The organism is Variovorax paradoxus, from assembly GCA_016806145.1.
Classification (GTDB): Bacteria; Pseudomonadota; Gammaproteobacteria; order Burkholderiales; family Burkholderiaceae_C; genus Variovorax.
In genome coordinates this window covers 1,801,816-1,817,813 of sequence record CP063167.1, presented here as the reverse complement: position 1 = coordinate 1,817,813, position 15,998 = coordinate 1,801,816, and the positions used below count along the sequence as shown (strand labels likewise).

Sequence of the window (15,998 nt, the reverse complement as noted above, 5' to 3'; positions counted from 1 at the left end):
GACGCGCGGCGCGACCCAAGATCGCCGCACCCGCCACCATCCGACTCACCCACCGAGGGGCCAATATGCCTTATCAGATCGATCGCATCAATCCGGCGACCACCGCCGTCATCGTCGTCGACATGCAGAACGACTTCGTCGCCGAGGGCGCCCAGCTGCGCTCGGCCCAGGCCGCGGCCATGGTGCCGACGCTGGCGCGCACGCTGGCCACCTGCCGCGAGCGCGGCATCCGCGTGATCTACACCGCCCACGTGCATCGGCGCGACGGCTGCGACATGGGCCTGTACGACGACCTCTACGGCCCGATCGCCGATCGCACCGCGCTGGTCGACGAGACGCCCGGCAGCGAGATCTTCGCGGCGCTCGCGCCGGCCGCGGGCGAGCACGTGGTCAAGAAGCACCGCTACAGCGGCTTCTTCGCGACCGACCTCGACCTGATCCTGCGCGAATGGGGCATCGACACCGTGGCGATCACCGGCACCACGACCGAGAACTGCTGCCATGCGACGGCGCGCGACGCGATGTTCCGCAACTACAAGGTGGCCTTCCTGTCGGATGCGACCGGCACCTTCGACTACCCCGACGTGGGCCAGGGCGCGATGCCGGCCGAGGCGGTGCACCAGGCCACGCTGACCATCCTGGCCTTCTCGACCGCGCACGTGATGACGAGCGAGGAGTTCGTCGGGCGAATCGCCCGCTGACAAGGTGTGAGCCGGCGCAACAGGTTGGGCTTCAGGGCTTGAGCACGACGAGCAGCGCGATGGCGCCGAACGCCGCGACGCACAGCGCCGGCGCGATCCGGACCCATGCGCGCTCGCGGACGCTCATGCCCTCGAGCTGCCTTCGGAGGAAGGCCGACAGCACGCCGTGCAGCCCCGACAGCGCGAACACCAGCACCAGCTTCGCGTGGAGCCAGCCCGCGCCGAACCAGCCGCCCAGGCTCGCGAGCGCGATGCCCAGGCCCCATACCGCCACCATCGCCGGCACGGTGACGCGGCGGTCCCAGCGCAGGAAGGCCTGCCCCATGCGCTTCTCGTGCGGCAGCAGCACGCCGCCCGAACGGCCGAACGCGGTGGCCGCCACGCCGAGCAGCAGCAGGCCGCCGGTCCAGGCGAGCACCGCGGCCAGGTGCAACGCCTTGAGCCACAGGTAGGTCATGAGGAGGCCGGCTCGCTATCGAGCATCTTCCAGCTGTAGAAGCCACCGCCCGGCAGGCAGGCGAAGAGCACGAGCTTGAAGCCCATGCGCGCGGAGACGTCCTCGAGCGCCGCCGCGTTCGCGACCTTCCAGCAGAAGCCCAGGAAGACGAGGCCGTGCAGCGGCCCCATGAGGCTCACGGCCCAGGGCAGGCCGGCGAGGTGTTTCATCGGCACCGCGATCAGCAGCAGGATCAGCAGCGTGGCGGCTTCGAGCACGCAGAAGCGTTTGAGGCGGGAAAGGCGCGGGGCTCGGGACGGCAAGAGCAACTCCATGACGGGAACCTCCGTAGTCTCCCCATGCAATGCCTGAAGCGAAAGTGGCCGGATTGACAAGCTTCGACTGTTTCTCGCCAACCATGGAAGAATCCGCTTTCATGACACCCCGTGACCCGAACACCCCGCCGCACCGGCTCGCGGTGCTCGCCCTCCCCGGCCTCATCGCCTTCGATCTCGCGTGCGCCTGCGAGGTTTTCGGTCATGCGGAGCTCGCGCCCGGCCAGCCCTGCTACCGCGTCGCGGTCTGCGGCGAACAGAAGTCCTTCGACAACGGCAGCTTCACGCTCACGGTCCGGCACGGACTCTCGGTGCTCGATGAGGCGCAGACCATCGTCGTGCCCGGCGTCGCCCGTCCCGACGCACCGATCGGCCGCGCCGTGCTGCAGGCGCTGCGCGCGGCCTCGGCGCGCGGTGCGCGCATCGCCTCCATCTGCTCGGGCGCCTTCGTGCTGGCGCAGGCCGGGCTGCTCGATGGCCTGAGCACCACCACGCACTGGGTCGCGGCGCCGCTGCTGGCCGAGCTTCATCCGCGTGTGGAGGTCGATGCCAAGGTGCTCTACATCGACCACGGCAACATCCTGAGCTCCGCGGGCGCGGCGGCGGGGCTGGACCTGTGCCTGCACATGGTGCGCAAGGACTTCGGCGCGGCCGTCGCGGCGCGGGTGGCGCGGCTGTCGGTGGTGCCGCTGCACCGCGAGGGCGGCCAGGCCCAGTTCATCCAGCCGCTCGACCTGCCCGCCGACCGCGACCTGCAGCCGCTGCTCGCATGGGTGGAGCGCAACCTGCACCGGCCGCTGTCGCTCGACGACCTCGCGCGCCAGGCCTGCAGCAGCCAGCGCACGCTGAACCGGCGCTTCCAGCACCAGTTCGGCGTCTCGCCCGCGCAATGGCTGATCCGCGCGCGCGTGCGCCGCGCGCAGGAGCTGCTGGAACGCACGCGCCTGGGCATCGAGCAGATCGTCGTCAAGGTCGGGCTGGGCTCGGCGGCGAACTTCAGGGCGCAGTTCCAGCGCGTGGCGGGCGTGAGTCCGAGCGTGTACCGGCAGAGCTTCGGCGCGAGGCCGAGGGCCTGAATTTCGCGGCGCCGATGGCGCATCGGCGCGCGACTACGAATCCTAGTAGTCACGCCCTCGGCCAGCCAAAACGGCAGTAGAGTGCCGCCGAGAACGGAAACGTTTGCACCACGGATTCGACGCCGTGTGGCCGACGAAGGCCATTCTTCATACCTTCGACTGATATCCGTCACCGAAGGTAGTGGAATGGATGCGTCGCCATTGCAATTTGGTTGCAGCTTCTTACGGTCTAGCGGCACGAGCTTCCCTACAGTGCTCGGTTTGCTCGTGGGAGGCGGTCCGCTCCGGTCGTCGCCTTTCCAAGTTTCGCTTCAGGGAGTTTCATGCCCACGCCCGCCTCCAGCCGGGGCCGCAAGATCACCGCGACCTCCGATGCCATGCCCATGCTCGATGGGGTGGCCGCCCTCGAACCCGTCCTGATCGAGGGCGAGGAAGCATTGAGCCGCCCCTATCGCTACACCCTCACGCTGACCACGCCGGCGTCGGGCGCCGTCGATGCGCACTCGGCCGCGAACATCAAGCTCAAGCCGCTGATCGGCGAGGAGTTCGGCGTGCACATCCTGCTCGACGGCCGGCCCGGCGGCGCGCAGCAGCAGCGCCATCTCTCGGGGCTGGTGACGCGGGCGCGCTTCCTGCGCCTGGAGCAGCGGCGCGCGCTCTACGAGGTGGTCATCGAGTCGTGGCTGAGCCTGGCCCAGCGCTCGCAGGACTTCCGGATCTTCCAGAACAGGAACGTGCTCGACATCGTCGACGAGGTGCTCGGGGCCTACGGCTTCGCGCTCTCTATCCGCGCCACGGGCAGCTATCCGCCGCGCGAGTTCGTGGTGCAGTACGGCGAGACCGACTACGACTTCGCGAGCCGCCTGCTGCACGAGTGGGGCCTCTACTACTACTTCGAGCACGCGGCCAACAGCCACACGCTGGTGATCGTCGACGACATGCAGGCGCACGGCCCCTTCCCCGCCGGGGGCTACGAGCGCATTCCGTTCAGCGCCGCCGAGGCCTCGTCCAACGAGGAGCACTGCCATCACTTCCAACTGGCCGAGGCGCTGCAAAGCGGCCAGTGGGCGACGGGCGACTTCGACTTCACGCGCCCCAAGGCCGACCTGCTGCGCACCAAGGCGATGCCGCGGCGCACCCGGCATGCAACGCGCGAGGTGTTCGCCTGGCCCGGCAACTACGCGGCCGAGGCCGACGGCGAGCAGATCGCGCGCGCTCGGATGGAAGAGGCTGGCGCGCCCGGCCAGGTCGCCAGCGGCGCGGGCAACCTGCGCGGCCTGGCGGCCGGCTACCGCTTCACGCTGACCGACCATCCGCAGGACAGCGCGAATGCCGACTACCTCGTGACCGCCGCGCGCCTGTCGCTGCAGGAAGCGGGCGACGCGACGGGGCTGGAGGAGTTCCGCTGCCGGGTCGAGTTCGAGGTACTGCCGGCGAACAACATCTTCCGCCCCACGCCCGACGCGATCAAACCGCGCACCACGGGCCCGCAGACGGCGGTGGTCACCGGCCCCGCGGGCCGCGAGATCTGGACCGACCAGTACGGGCGCGTGAAGCTCGGCTTTCACTGGAACCGCTACTGCAGCAAGGACGAGAGCAGCTCGTGCTGGGTGCGGGTGTCCTCGCCCTGGGCCGGCAGCAACTTCGGCGGCATGCAGATCCCGCGCGTGGGCCAGGAGGTGGTGGTCGACTTCGAATACGGCGACCCCGACCGCCCGCTGATCACGGGCCGGGTCTACAACGCGGACAACATGCCGCCCTGGGACCTGCCCGCCAACGCGACCCAGAGCGGCCTGCTCTCGCGCAGCTCCGAAGGCGGCAATGCCGCGAACGCGAACGCGCTGCGCTTCGAGGACAAGCTCGGCGAGGAGCAGCTGTGGCTGCACGCGGAGCGCGACCAGTTGCTCGAGGTCGAGAACGACGAGGTCCACACCGTGGGCCGCGACCGCAACAAGACCATCGAGCGCGACGAGACCCACCACGTCAAGAACGACCGCACCCGGACCGTCGACCGCAACGAGACGATCACGATCCACGGCCAGCGCGCCGAGACCGTGGACGGCGACGAGGCGGTCAGCGTCAAGTCGAACCGCAGCCATGCCGTCACCGGCACCGAGACGCTGACGGTCACGGGCGACCAGACGCACATCGCCAAGGCGCACCGCACCGCCAGCGTCACGGGCAACCAGACCACCTCGGTCACGGGAACGGATTCGCTGACGGTCACGAAGGCCCGCACCGTCACGGCGCAGGACAACGACCTGTGGAACGTCACGCTGGGCCAGACCACCACCATCGGGCAGGCCTACCAGGTCTCGGCGCGTTCGCATGCCGCGACCTACAACGACGCGATGTCGCTCAACGTGCCGGCCGGCCCGGCCTCGGCCACCGCGCAGGGCGACGTTTCGTTGACCAGCTCGGCCGCCAACCTGTACGGAACGGCCGCCCTCAACATGGGCCTGCTGGCGCAGGGCGGCGATTTCTCGGCCGTGGCCTCGGGCAGCGTGGGCGTGAGCGCCGAGAGCGGCACGCTCGACACTTTCGCCTCGGGCGCCATGAGGCATGCGAGCCCGACCAGCGTGGTGCTCGATGTCGACGGCACGGCGGTGGAGGTCACGCCGGGGCGCATCGTGCTGCGCGCGGGCAGCGCGACGCTGATGCTCGATGCCTCGGGCGTCACGGTCAACGGCACCAAGATCTTCCTGAACTGCTGAGGGCCGCATCGATGTCCTCCGCGGCACCGGTGCGCAACCCGGTCGAAAAACGCATGGCGCGGCTCCACGACCTGTGGTGGGAGCGCACCGACGATGCGTCGCTGCGCGCGGTCGTGCTGCGGCTGCCGCCCGACTCGCAGCGCATGCTCGATGCCTTCTTCACCTTGCAGATGGTGGACAGCGACTACGCCACGCCCGACCTCTTCGTGCGGCTGGACGCGGCCTACGAGACCGGCTACCGCTACAGCCGCGAACTGCGACAGGCCCTGATCGAGACCTACCTCCACAACCGGCCGCAGCTCGCGAAGCAGGGCGTGAGCGATCCCTGGGCAGAGGAACACGAGAGCGGCCGCGACAGCGCCGCCGGCTTCGTCGACACCGGCCTGTCGCTGGCGCGCCACCTGCGCCGCCAGCGGCTGTCGGTCGTGCTGCAACCGGGCGGCGTGAGCGACGCGGCGTGCTTCGAGCGCTGGCTCGACGCGGCGCTGCAGGCGCCCGTGCCGCCAGAGGATGCCGGGCTGCTGCGGCTGGTGCTGGTCGACGACAGCGACTCGCGCGCCTGGCAGCCGCTCGTGGAGCGGCATGCGGGCGTCGTGCGCGTGGTCGATGCGCCGCTCGACATCCTGGAGGCCGCGCGCGAGATCGCGGCCCAGGCGGGCGGCGGCAGTGGCGGGGCTGCGCTGTTTCGCCAGCTCTATGCCGACATGCTGGTGCTGCTGCGCCGCGGCGACGCGCCCGCCGTGGAGGCAACGGCCGAACGCGCCGCGCGACTGGCCACGCGCAACGGCTGGTCCGACCAGCGCGCGGTGCTCGACGTGATGGTGGGCGGCGCCTGGCTGCAGGCGCGCGACGTCGCGCGCGCGGTCGCGCGCTACCGCCAGGCCCGTGCCGCGGCGGTGGAGGCCACGCAGGCCGGCAACCCGATGGGGCCGATGCTGCTGATGCAGGGCTGGATGGCCGAGGGCGGGGCATGGGCCGCGGCCGGCGACATGAAGCAGTCGGCCCATGCCTTCGAGCAGGCGGCCGAGGCGGCCCGCCGCGTGCCCAACAGCCTGTTCGCGGTCGAGGGCCAGCGCGCCGCGGCCCAGGCCTGGCTCGGTGCCGGCGAACGCGACCGGGCCTGGGCCGCGGCGCTGGCCGGCGTGCGCGAGGCGCGCGCCATGGCCGACGCCGACCGGCCGAACAGCACGGTGCCGCAACTGCTGCAGGACATGCTCGCGATGCAGGATCCCCGGCGCTGCGAGCGCATCGCGCAATCCGCCACGGCCTACGAGCGCGAGGCGCGCGCGGCCCTGGTCGAGGCGGATCTCGCGGGCCATCGGCTCGGCACTCATCCACCGACTAGCGCCATCGCCGCGATCGAGACGCAATTGGTGCAGCGCTACGAGCAGCTGTTCCAGGGCCAGCTGCGCGAGCGCGAGCAGCTGGTGCAAGGCGGCGAGGAGGTGTTCCGCACCGTCGTCGCCATGGGGCGCCAGTGGCTCGACCCGGCCTGGAGCGGGTTGCCGCACGTGAAGCATCCGCTGGACCTCGCGCCCGGCGAATGGCGCGAGCCGCCCGCGTTCGCGCGCCTGCCCGATCCGCAGCCCTTCGTCGAGGCCGCCTGAGGCGCGCCGGTTCCTACACGCCACAAGGAAAGCACTTGTTCTTCGCGGCCAAGCATTTCGACCCGCAGCTGGGCATCGATGCCCACACCTACCTGGCACCGCCCGGCGTATGGCCCACGGTGCACATCGGCATCGTGATGGACCCGTTCGACTACCTGCCGACCATCGAGGTGTCGCCCGACAACCCGATCGTCAAGGGACTGGGCGCGCTTGGCACCGCGACCGAGGCCGCCAAGAACGCCATCGGCGAAGGCACGGCATCGCCGCAGATACCGGCGCCGCCCGGCGCGCCACCGGGCGATGGCGCGATGCCCGAGAGCATCCCGCTGCCGCTCGGCGCCACCGTCGAGGTGGCCGGCGTGCGACGCGCCAACGCCGGCACCGGCGGCGTCGACTTCCACATCCTGGTCGGCGCGCCGATGCCGATCGTCAAGGGGCCGGGCGGCCCGCAGTTCGACGACGAGCTGTTCATGGGCAGCCGCACCGTGCTGGCCGATGGCGATCCGTTCTCGCGCATCGCGATGCCGGTGCTCGGCTGCAACATCGTCGGCCTGGTGCCGCCGTTTCGCCCGCGCAAGCTGGCCAAGCCCGTGCGCCTGAGCCTGATGCTGCCGACCACCTTCAACGTGGCGATCCCGCCGCAGGTGTTCGTCGGCGGACCGCCCACCATCTCCTGGGGCGCGATGATCCAGCGCGGCCTGTTCAAGGCGCTGGGCCGCGCCTACACGCGCATCGCGCGGCGCGCGCTCAAGGACATGCCGCCCGGCTTCCTCAAGTGCCAGGTGCTGCGCGCCGAACCGGTCGACATCCGCGACGGCAGCGTCTCGGTGGCGCACGAGGACTTCCACGTTCCCGGACGCCTGCCGCTCACGTGGAGCCGCGTCTACGCATCGCGCGACCACGACTTCGCCGGCCACTGCGGCCTGGGCTGGCAGACGCCGGCCGATGTGCGCCTGGTGGCCGAGGAGGACGGCATCGTGAGCCTGCGCGGACCGGACGAGTTCGCGCTGTTCACCGAACTGCCGCGCACCGAGGCGCAGCAGATGCTCGACGTGGTGGACGGCGCCCGGCTCACGCGCCAGGGCGACGCGCTGGTGGTGCGCCTCAAGAGCGGCCTGCGCTATCGCTTCGAGGAAGCGCTCTCGCCCGAGGGAGCGCTGCGCGCACCGTCCCCCTTCGTGACGCGCCTGGAGGATGCCTGCGGCAACCGCTGGGACTTCGTGCGGCAGCGCGGCGAACTGGCGCGCATCGTCGAGAACGGCGTGAACGGACTGCCCGGGCGCAGCATCGAGGTGCAATCCCGGCAGGGATGCATCGAGGCCATGGCGCTGCGCGATCCGGCCACGCAGCAGGAGCATCCGCTGGTGCGTTACCGCCAGGCCGACGGCGACCTGCTCGCGGCCATCGATGCGCTGGGCGCCGCGTACGAGTTCGCCTATCTGCAGCATCGCATGGCGCGCCACACCGACCGCACGGGCCTGTCGTTCCACTACGCCTACGACGACCGCTGGCGCGTGGTGCATGCCTGGGGCGACGGCGGGCTGCACGACTACCTCTTCGCCTACGACGAGGCGCTGGGCCGGACCGAGATCAGCAACTCGCTGGGACACCTGACGGTGGTGCGCTTCGACGAGTCCGGCCTGCCGCTGGCGGAGATCGATCCGCACGACGGCGTGACCACCTTCGCCTACGACGATGCCGGCCGCACCGTGGCCGTGACCGCACCGGGCGGGCTGCGCACCGGCTTCGTCTACGACGCGCGGGGCAACCTGCTGGCCGTGCAGCGCCCCGACGGCAGCAGCGTCGGCTGCGACTACGACACGGAAGACCGGCTGTGCGCGATCGTCGATCCGCTGGGCCATCGCTGGCAGCTCGAAAGCGACGCGCGCGGCCTGCCGACGCGCCAGACCGACCCGCTGGGCGCTTCCGCCCGCTTCGAGCACGACGCGCATGGGCAGCTGGTGCGCCACGTCAACGCGCGCGGCGCGGCCACGCAGTTGCACTACGACCGGCACGGGCAGCTGGAAGCGCTGGTCGATCCGCTCGGGCGCGTCGACCGCTTCACGCACGACGCGCTGGGGCGCCTGCTCGGCCGCACCAACGCCCTGGGCGAGACGACGCGCTACCACTGCGACCGGAAGGGCCGGCTGGTGCGCATCGACCATCCCGATGGCGCGCAGATCCTCTGCGGCTACGACGCCGAGGACCGGCTGGTGCGGCACGTGGACGCAGCGCGCGCCGAGACGCGGCTGGCCTACGTGGGCCTCGGCGAGATCGGCCGGCGCATCCAGCCCGACGGCCAGGTCCTTCAGTACCACTACGACACCGAGGAGCAGCTCGTCGGCGTGACGAACCAGCGCGGCGAGCGGCTCGTGCTGCGGCGCGATGCCCTGGGCCGCATCGTCGAGGAGATCGATTTCTGGGGCCAGTCGCGGCACTACGCCTACGACGAGGCCGGCCACCTGAAGCAGATGACCGACCCGCTGGGCCAGCACGTCGCCTTCGCCTGCGACAAGCTCGGCCGCATCACGCGCAAGACGGCGGCCGATCCGCTGCGGCCCGGGCACCCGCAGGACGAGCTGCTGGTCTACGACCGGCGCGGCCAGCTGGTGGAGATGCGCAACGGCGCGGCCCACGTGAAGCGCCGCTTCGACGCGGCCGGCCGCGTGCTCGAGGAATGGCAGAACGGGTTTCGCGTCGCGTCGCAGTACGACGCGGTGGGCAACCGCACGCTGCGCGAGAGCTCGGCCGGCCATCGCGTGCGGATGGAATTCGACGCCTGCGACCAGCTCGCGAGCCTGGGCATCGACGACGAGGCACCGATCGGCATCGAGCGCGATGCCCTCGGCCGGATCGTGCGCGAACAGCTGAGCGCGAGCGTCGTGCGCCACGCCCGCTACGACGCGAACCACCAGCTCACGGCCCAGGCCGTGCTGCGGGACGCCTCGCCGCTGTTCAGCACCCGCTACGACTACGACCGCAAGGGCCAGCTGGTGCACCGGCACGACAGCCTCCATGGCAGCGACCAGTACGGCTACGACCTGATGGGACGCGTCCTGCAGCACATCGATCCCGAAGGCAAGGTCACGCGGCTGCTGCACGATCCGGCGGGCGACCGCCTTCGCACCACCATCGAGCAGACACGGATGCAGAAGGTGGCCGGCGGCGACGACGACGCACCGGTGCACTGGACGCGCGAAGGCAGCTGCGACGGCGTGCACTACGTGTTCGACCGCGCGGGCGATCTGGTGCGCAGAGGACCCGCGGCGCACGGCGCGACCGACACGGGCGACGAGCTCGAGCTGGCCTGGGACGCCCACCACCGCTTGATCGAGAGCCGGCGCGGCACGGCGCGCACGCGCTACGGCTACGACGCCGTGGGCCGGCGCGTCTTCAAGCGCGGCGCCACCCATACCACCTGGTTCTTCTGGGACGGCGATGCGCTGCTGGGCGAGGTGCGCCAGGCCCACGACGAACAGGTCGCGCCCGCGTCGCTCAACCCCGCCGCGCTCGCGCAGCGGCGCGCGATACGCGGCCGCCAGCAGCCGGTGGTGGCCTGGGAACGCGCGCGCGAGTACGTGTACTACCCGCAGACCTGCATTCCGCTGGCGCTGGTCGACCCGCTGCCGGATGCGTCGTCGCCGGGCACGAAAAGGGTCGCCCACTTCCATGTCGAGCCGAACGGGATGCCCTCGCGGCTGACCGACGGCGCCGGCGAGATCCTCTGGTCCGCGACCTCCACCGCCTGGGGCAGCGCGCTCGCCTCGCGCGCCGCGGCGATCGACAACCCCCTGCGCTTGCAGGGGCAGTACTTCGACGAGGAATCGGGCCTGCACTACAACCGGAACCGCTACTTCGATCCGCACATCGGCGCCTTCGTGAGCCAGGACCCGATCGGCCTCGACGGTGGCGAGAACCCCTACGGCTTCGCGCCGAATGCGCTGGGCTGGATCGATCCCCTGGGGCTGCGCTGCAAGACGAAGCGGCAGCGCACGCGGCTGCGCCGCATCCTGGGCCTGTCGAACAAGCCCGGCAACACGCAGATCACCGCGCGCCTGACGCAGGCCGAGGCGCGGGAACTGGCCGAGGAGTTCGTCGGTCCCGGCTTCACGCAGGAACTCACGGACAAGGGCGGATGGATGCTGAGGTCCGAGGATGGACTGCGCACGGTGCGCGGGCCCAGCAAGAAGCCGACCGACGCGGGGCGCAACGTCCACCCGGTGTCGGGCCAACCCTTCTCCATGACCGGCACGCAGATGAACTTCCAGCAGCGTGCCGTGCCCAAGGGCCCTTACGATTCCAACGTTCACGTGGATGTGGAGCCCTGAAATGACAATCCGTCTCGAAATCGTCGACCTGCGTTCCCTCGATGTCGACAGGCTGAGCGCATGGCGTCCGGAGGCCCCCGAGGATGTCTACCTCACCCTCGAGCTCGAGATCGGCGAGGCGGGCGTGTCCGGCGCGCACGTGTTCCAGCTGCTCGCGGCAACGCCCGAGGGCGTGAGAGCCCACCACGACGGCCGGGCGCTGCAGGCCTACACCTCGATGCGCCGGCGCGCCAAGGGCTTCGACATCGACGCGCTGCTGATCGTCGACCCTTACGACTGGGACACGTTGCGCGAGGCGCTGCGCCAGCGCGTGGCGGCCTGCGAACGATCCACCTGGGCCGAGTCGCTCGACTGCCTGCGCACCAAGTTCTTCTGGGAGTACGAGGGCGTCGAGCGACGATAACGCCGCGCCTTAATCGATCGCGATCTTCGCGCGCGCAACCACGTCCTTCCAGCGCTCCAGCCCCTGCCGGATCGCCTGCGTGACCGCCTCGGGCTCGCTCGATCTCACCGCATAGCCCAGGCGCGCCAGCCGCGCGGCCAGGTCGGCATCGAGGGCCTTGCGCGTGGCGGCGCGGATCGTCGCGAGCACGGAGGCCGGCACGCCGGCCGGCGCCAGCAGGCAGTACCAGACCTCGTAGTCGACCGAGGGCCCGCCGATCTCCTTGAGCGTGGGCACCTCGGGCAACTGCGTGCTGCGCTGCGCGCCGAACACCGCGATGCCGCGCAGCCGCCCGGCCGCGATCTGGCTCGCGACCGAGGGCGAGGTGGCATAGACCATGTCGATCTGCCCGCCCATCGCATCGTTGACCGCCGGCGCCGTGCCCTTGTAGGGCACGTGCAGCGATTGCAGCGGCGAGATGGTCGAGAGGTACTCGCCCACCAGGTGCGGCGAGGTGCCCGCGCCCGGCGTGCCGTAGCTCAGCGAGCGCTTTTTCGACAGCGCGACCAGCTCCTCGAAATTCTTCGCGGGGAAGTCGGGCCGTACCGCCATCACCACCTGCGTGCTGCCGACCATGCTCACGGGCGCGAAGTCCTTGAGCGGGTCGAAGCGCGTGTTGCGGTTCACGCTCGGGTTGGTCGCGAGGTAGTCGTTGGCGAACAGCAGCGTGTGGCCGTCGGCCGGCGCGCGCGCGACGAAATCGGTGCCCATGTTGCCGCCGCTGCCCGCGCGGTTGTCCACGACGACCGCACGTCCGAGCAACTGGCCGAGCCGCTCCGCGAACGGCCGCGCGATGGTGTCGAAGCCGCCGCCCGGCGGAAACGGAACCACCATCGAGATCGGGCGCGAGGGAAATTCCTCCACGGCCCAGGCGCGCGGCAGCGGCGACCCGACCAGGGCCGCACCGAGTCCCAGCACGATGCGACGGCGCCGGCCGCCGGACTGAAGGTCGCGCATGCTCACAGCCTCGGCAGCTCGATCTGTAGCAGTTCGCTCGCGGCATCGGCCGTCATCGCGCTGGCCGCCTCGCCGCTGTACAGCGAAGACCGCGCCTCCCAATCGCGCCGGCCGTCACCCGCGTGGCCCCTGCCGGCCAGCACGAACACGATGCTGTTCGGCGGCACCTCGATGCCCCGGCCCGCCTCGAGCGCGATCAGCGACAGCACGGTTCGCGCCTCGGAGAAGCTGCCCAGGTGCTTGCGCGCCACGCCGGGCCGCTGCGCATCGCTCAGCCATTGCGCGGCCGAGGGGCGGATGAAGATCGGCTTGTCGTAGCGGCTCTCGGGGTAGCGCAGCTCGCGGCCGTTGATGTGCTCCCAGACGGCTTCGTAGGCATCCTGGTTGCGCGTGCCGCCCTCGGGCTTGTCGACCTTGTAGACGCCGGCCTCGAAGCGGCCGTTCTTCTTGAGCTCGGCGATGCCGCGCTGGAACGCCGCCTCCGACACGTAGCCGCTGCGGCTCGCGCCGCCGAACTGCAGCACCAGCGTGAGCGATTCGCCCGCGATGCTCTGCGGACCGTAGAACACGCCCTCGGGAAAGTAGCCGATCATTCCCGGCTTCATGACGCCGTCGCGCGCGAAGTCGGCGTCGCCCTCGAGCTGCACGCGCACCTGGTCGAAGTTGTGGCGATGGCGCGGCGAGTCGAAGTCGTTGAAGGTGTTCGAGAGCTGGAGGAAGAAGTTGCCCGCGCTGCCGTCGCGGCCGGACAGCAGCGGGTGGTAGCGGAACTTGCCGCCGCGGGCATGGGTGCGCTCGATCATCGTGAGATCGCGCAGGTTCAGAATCTGCTGCATGGAAGAACTCGTCTGCGTGTTGGAATGGCCCGCATGCTGACGCAGTCCCCGCCACAAGCCCAGCGACATTAATTCACGGCAGCGTTGCCATTGCGGCAACGCTGCCCCGCGCACCATGAAACCCCGACGCCCCCTGCTCGATCACCTGAACCTCGCCACCCTGAAGCTCGTCGCGGCGATCGAGCACGAAGGCAGCCTGTCGCGCGCGGCCGCCACCCTGCACATCGTGCCCTCGGCCGCGAGCCGCCGCATCACGCAACTCGAGACCGCCATGGGCGTCGAGCTGCTGCACCGCACCGCGCGCGGTGCCGGCCTGACCGCGGCGGGCCTGTCGATCGCGCGCTATGCGCGCGCGATGATGGAGGACGTCGACACCCTCGATGCCGAGCTGCAGAACCTGCAGGCCGGCGTGTCGGGCCGCATCCAGCTCGTCGCCTCGATCTCGGCCATCGTGCAGCACCTGCCGCAGGACCTCGCGGTGTTCCTGCAGCAGCACCCGGGCATCAAGATCGAGCTGGCCGAACACACGAGCGCGGAGATCGTCGAGCTGCTGCTGCAGCGCAAGGCCGACGTCGGCGTGTTCGTCGCCGAGGGCGACATCCCCGGCCTCAAGCTGCAGCCCTACCGCACCGAGCAACTGGTCGTGATCCTGCCCGTGCACCACCGGCTCGCGAAGCGCAAGCGCCTGCGCTTCGAGCAATTGCTGAAGGAGGAGTGGGTGGAGCTGCCGCCCGGCACCGCGCTCGCGAGCCGCGTCGCCAAGGAAGCGCTGCGGCACGGCGTTCGGCTGCGCACGCGCATCCAGGTCAAAGGCATGGATTCGGCCAGCCGCATGGTGCAGTGCGGCCTCGGCATCGGGCTGCTGCCCCAGGCCAGCCTCGAGCAGCAGGCGAAGTTTCCGAACCTGGCCTTCGTGCCGCTCGACGAGCCCTGGGCGCATCGGATCAGCTATCTGGCCGTGCACGCGCTGGCCGAGCCGGCACCGGCGAGCCGGATGCTGTTGCAGGCGTTGATGGGGCTCTGAAGCGGCCTCGAGGCCGCGCGCTGCTACGCCGGCCTGGCGGCCGCCACGGCCTTGATCTCGACGAGCAGGTTCGGCCGTGCCAGCGCGGCCACGCCGAGGATGGTCCAGGCCGGGAAGTCGCTCGTGATGTGGCGTTCCTTGATCGCGCGGAAAGCGCTCAGCTGCTCGTCGATGCGCACGTGATACGACACGAGTTCGACCAGGTCTTCGAAGCCCAGTCCTTCATGCGCGAGGATCGCACCGAGGCGCTTGAACGCGAGTTCGATCTGCTCCTCCGCGCTCTGCGGCACGGTGCCGTCGGCGTGGATGCCGACCTGGCCCGCGATGAAGACCAGCCCGCCGGCTTTCACGGCGGGTGAATACTGGAACAGGTCGAAGACCTTGTTGCCGCCGAACACGGGATCGTTGTCGGGCAGGCGCAGGCGTTGTACTTCACTCATCAGGAAACCCTCGGTGCGGGAGATGGACGGATGCCCTCGACGGGGCATCCGGAGATTCTGTCTTCGATGGCGCCCTGAGCGCTTCACGCGGAGATACGAGCCCGCGAGGATCGCCCGCCGACATTGGTCCAAGGGCGGCCGCAGCGTTTCATCCCTGACAGGAATTGCATGCCATGCAACAGCGTCCATCGGCGACCGATGAGACCGCATGCCCCCTCTTCCTTGGCGCTTTTGCGCGTGGCGCAAGACTTGTACGCCCCCTGAAACGCGCGAATCATCGGCGCATTCCAGCACCCCACGACGAGGTATCTCCATGACCGTCTCGATGTCGAAGTCGCGGCTCGATCGCCGCTTCGCCCTCACCCTCCTGCTCGGCGCGGGACTCGCGCTGTCCGCCCAGGCGCAGTCCGTGAGCTACCGAATTGCGACCGAAGGCACCTACCCACCCTGGAGCTTCAAGGATGCGCAGGGCGGCCTGCAGGGCTGGGACGTGGACATCGCCCATGCCCTGTGCGAGAAGATGAAGACCCGGTGCGAGATCGTGGCGCAGGACTGGGACGGGATCATCCCCGGCCTCATGGCGAGGAAGTTCGACCTGATCGTGGCGAGCATGGCGATCACCGAGCAGCGCCGCCAGCGGGTGGACTTCTCGGACAAGTACAAGGAAACGATCTCGCGCTTCGTCGCCAAAAAAGGCGCGCCCGATGACACCGGCCCCGATGCGCTCAAGGGCAAACGCATCGGCGTGCAACGCGGCTCGATCCAGGCCGCCTACCTGAGCCAGAACTACAAGGCCTCGGACCTCAAGTTCTACGACACGCCGCAGGCGGCAGAGCTGGACCTCGTGGCGGGCCGCGTCGACTACATCTTCGGCAACATGGTGACCTACTTCATCGGCTTCATGAAGACACCGGAGGCCGCGAGCTTCGCCTTCGTCGGGCCCGAGCTGAAGGGCGGCCTGCTCGGCGACGGCAACGGCATCGCCGTGCGCAAGGGCGACACCGCCCTGCTCGAGAAGGTCAATGCCGCGCTGGCCGCCATCCGCGCCGACGGGACCTACGACCGCATCACGGCCAAGTACTTTCCCTTCAAGCTGATGTAG

13 protein-coding genes are annotated in these 15,998 nt (G+C 70.2%); 8 read left to right on the top strand and 5 right to left on the bottom strand.

The window, feature by feature from the left end; translation table 11 throughout:
• The first annotated feature begins 65 nt into the window (after positions 1 to 65).
• Complete coding sequence (locus tag INQ48_39540; protein QRF61477.1) at positions 66 to 701, top strand: cysteine hydrolase; 636 nt, start codon at positions 66 to 68, stop codon at positions 699 to 701.
• Positions 702 to 732: 31 nt separating this feature from the next.
• On the opposite strand, the gene INQ48_39535 is transcribed toward INQ48_39540, so the two are convergent.
• Together INQ48_39535 and INQ48_39530 are read right to left on the bottom strand one after the other, a co-directional pair.
• Entirely contained in the window at positions 733 to 1,158 is a 426-nt protein-coding gene (locus INQ48_39535) for a CopD family protein (GenBank protein QRF61476.1), read from the bottom strand.
• Entirely contained in the window at positions 1,155 to 1,472 is a 318-nt protein-coding gene (locus INQ48_39530; GenBank protein QRF61475.1) for a DUF3817 domain-containing protein, read from the bottom strand. Before INQ48_39530 ends, INQ48_39535 begins: the two co-directional genes overlap by 4 nt.
• Before the next feature lie 101 nt (positions 1,473 to 1,573).
• Between INQ48_39530 and INQ48_39525 the strand changes: the two genes are divergently transcribed.
• The 5 genes from INQ48_39525 to INQ48_39505 all read left to right on the top strand — a co-directional run bounded on the left by INQ48_39525 (position 1,574) and on the right by INQ48_39505 (position 11,600).
• Entirely contained in the window at positions 1,574 to 2,548 is a 975-nt protein-coding gene (locus INQ48_39525; GenBank protein QRF61474.1) for a helix-turn-helix domain-containing protein, read from the top strand.
• Between the two features lie 323 nt (positions 2,549 to 2,871).
• A complete protein-coding gene (tssI, locus tag INQ48_39520) occupies positions 2,872 to 5,262 on the top strand; it encodes a type VI secretion system tip protein VgrG (protein QRF61473.1) in 2,391 nt (796 codons plus the stop codon).
• An 11-nt stretch (positions 5,263 to 5,273) separates the two neighbouring features.
• Positions 5,274 to 6,869, top strand: a complete 1,596-nt coding sequence (locus INQ48_39515; protein QRF61472.1) for a hypothetical protein — start codon at positions 5,274 to 5,276, stop codon at positions 6,867 to 6,869.
• A gap of 35 nt (positions 6,870 to 6,904) precedes the next feature.
• Positions 6,905 to 11,197: an RHS domain-containing protein gene (locus INQ48_39510; protein ID QRF61471.1), complete on the top strand. Its 4,293-nt coding sequence runs from the start codon at positions 6,905 to 6,907 to the stop codon at positions 11,195 to 11,197.
• Position 11,198: 1 nt separating this feature from the next.
• A complete protein-coding gene (locus INQ48_39505) occupies positions 11,199 to 11,600 on the top strand; it encodes a hypothetical protein (GenBank protein ID QRF61470.1) in 402 nt (133 codons plus the stop codon).
• A gap of 9 nt (positions 11,601 to 11,609) precedes the next feature.
• On the opposite strand, the gene INQ48_39500 is transcribed toward INQ48_39505, so the two are convergent.
• Both INQ48_39500 and INQ48_39495 read right to left on the bottom strand, forming a co-directional pair.
• Complete coding sequence (locus tag INQ48_39500) at positions 11,610 to 12,596, bottom strand: tripartite tricarboxylate transporter substrate binding protein (GenBank protein QRF61469.1); 987 nt, start codon at positions 12,594 to 12,596, stop codon at positions 11,610 to 11,612.
• 2 nt (positions 12,597 to 12,598) lie between these two features.
• Complete coding sequence (locus tag INQ48_39495) at positions 12,599 to 13,432, bottom strand: hypothetical protein (protein ID QRF61468.1); 834 nt, start codon at positions 13,430 to 13,432, stop codon at positions 12,599 to 12,601.
• Between the two features lie 115 nt (positions 13,433 to 13,547).
• On the opposite strand from INQ48_39495, the gene INQ48_39490 reads away from it, so the two are divergent.
• On the top strand, positions 13,548 to 14,456 hold the full coding sequence (locus tag INQ48_39490) for a LysR family transcriptional regulator (GenBank protein ID QRF61467.1): 909 nt from the start codon (positions 13,548 to 13,550) through the stop codon (positions 14,454 to 14,456).
• Between the two features lie 23 nt (positions 14,457 to 14,479).
• Here the strand turns inward: INQ48_39490 and INQ48_39485 are convergent, their stop codons facing one another.
• Positions 14,480 to 14,896, bottom strand: coding sequence for a RidA family protein (locus tag INQ48_39485; protein ID QRF61466.1), 417 nt, complete (start codon positions 14,894 to 14,896; stop codon positions 14,480 to 14,482).
• 325 nt (positions 14,897 to 15,221) lie between these two features.
• On the opposite strand from INQ48_39485, the gene INQ48_39480 reads away from it, so the two are divergent.
• Entirely contained in the window at positions 15,222 to 15,998 is a 777-nt protein-coding gene (locus INQ48_39480; protein ID QRF63168.1) for an ABC transporter substrate-binding protein, read from the top strand.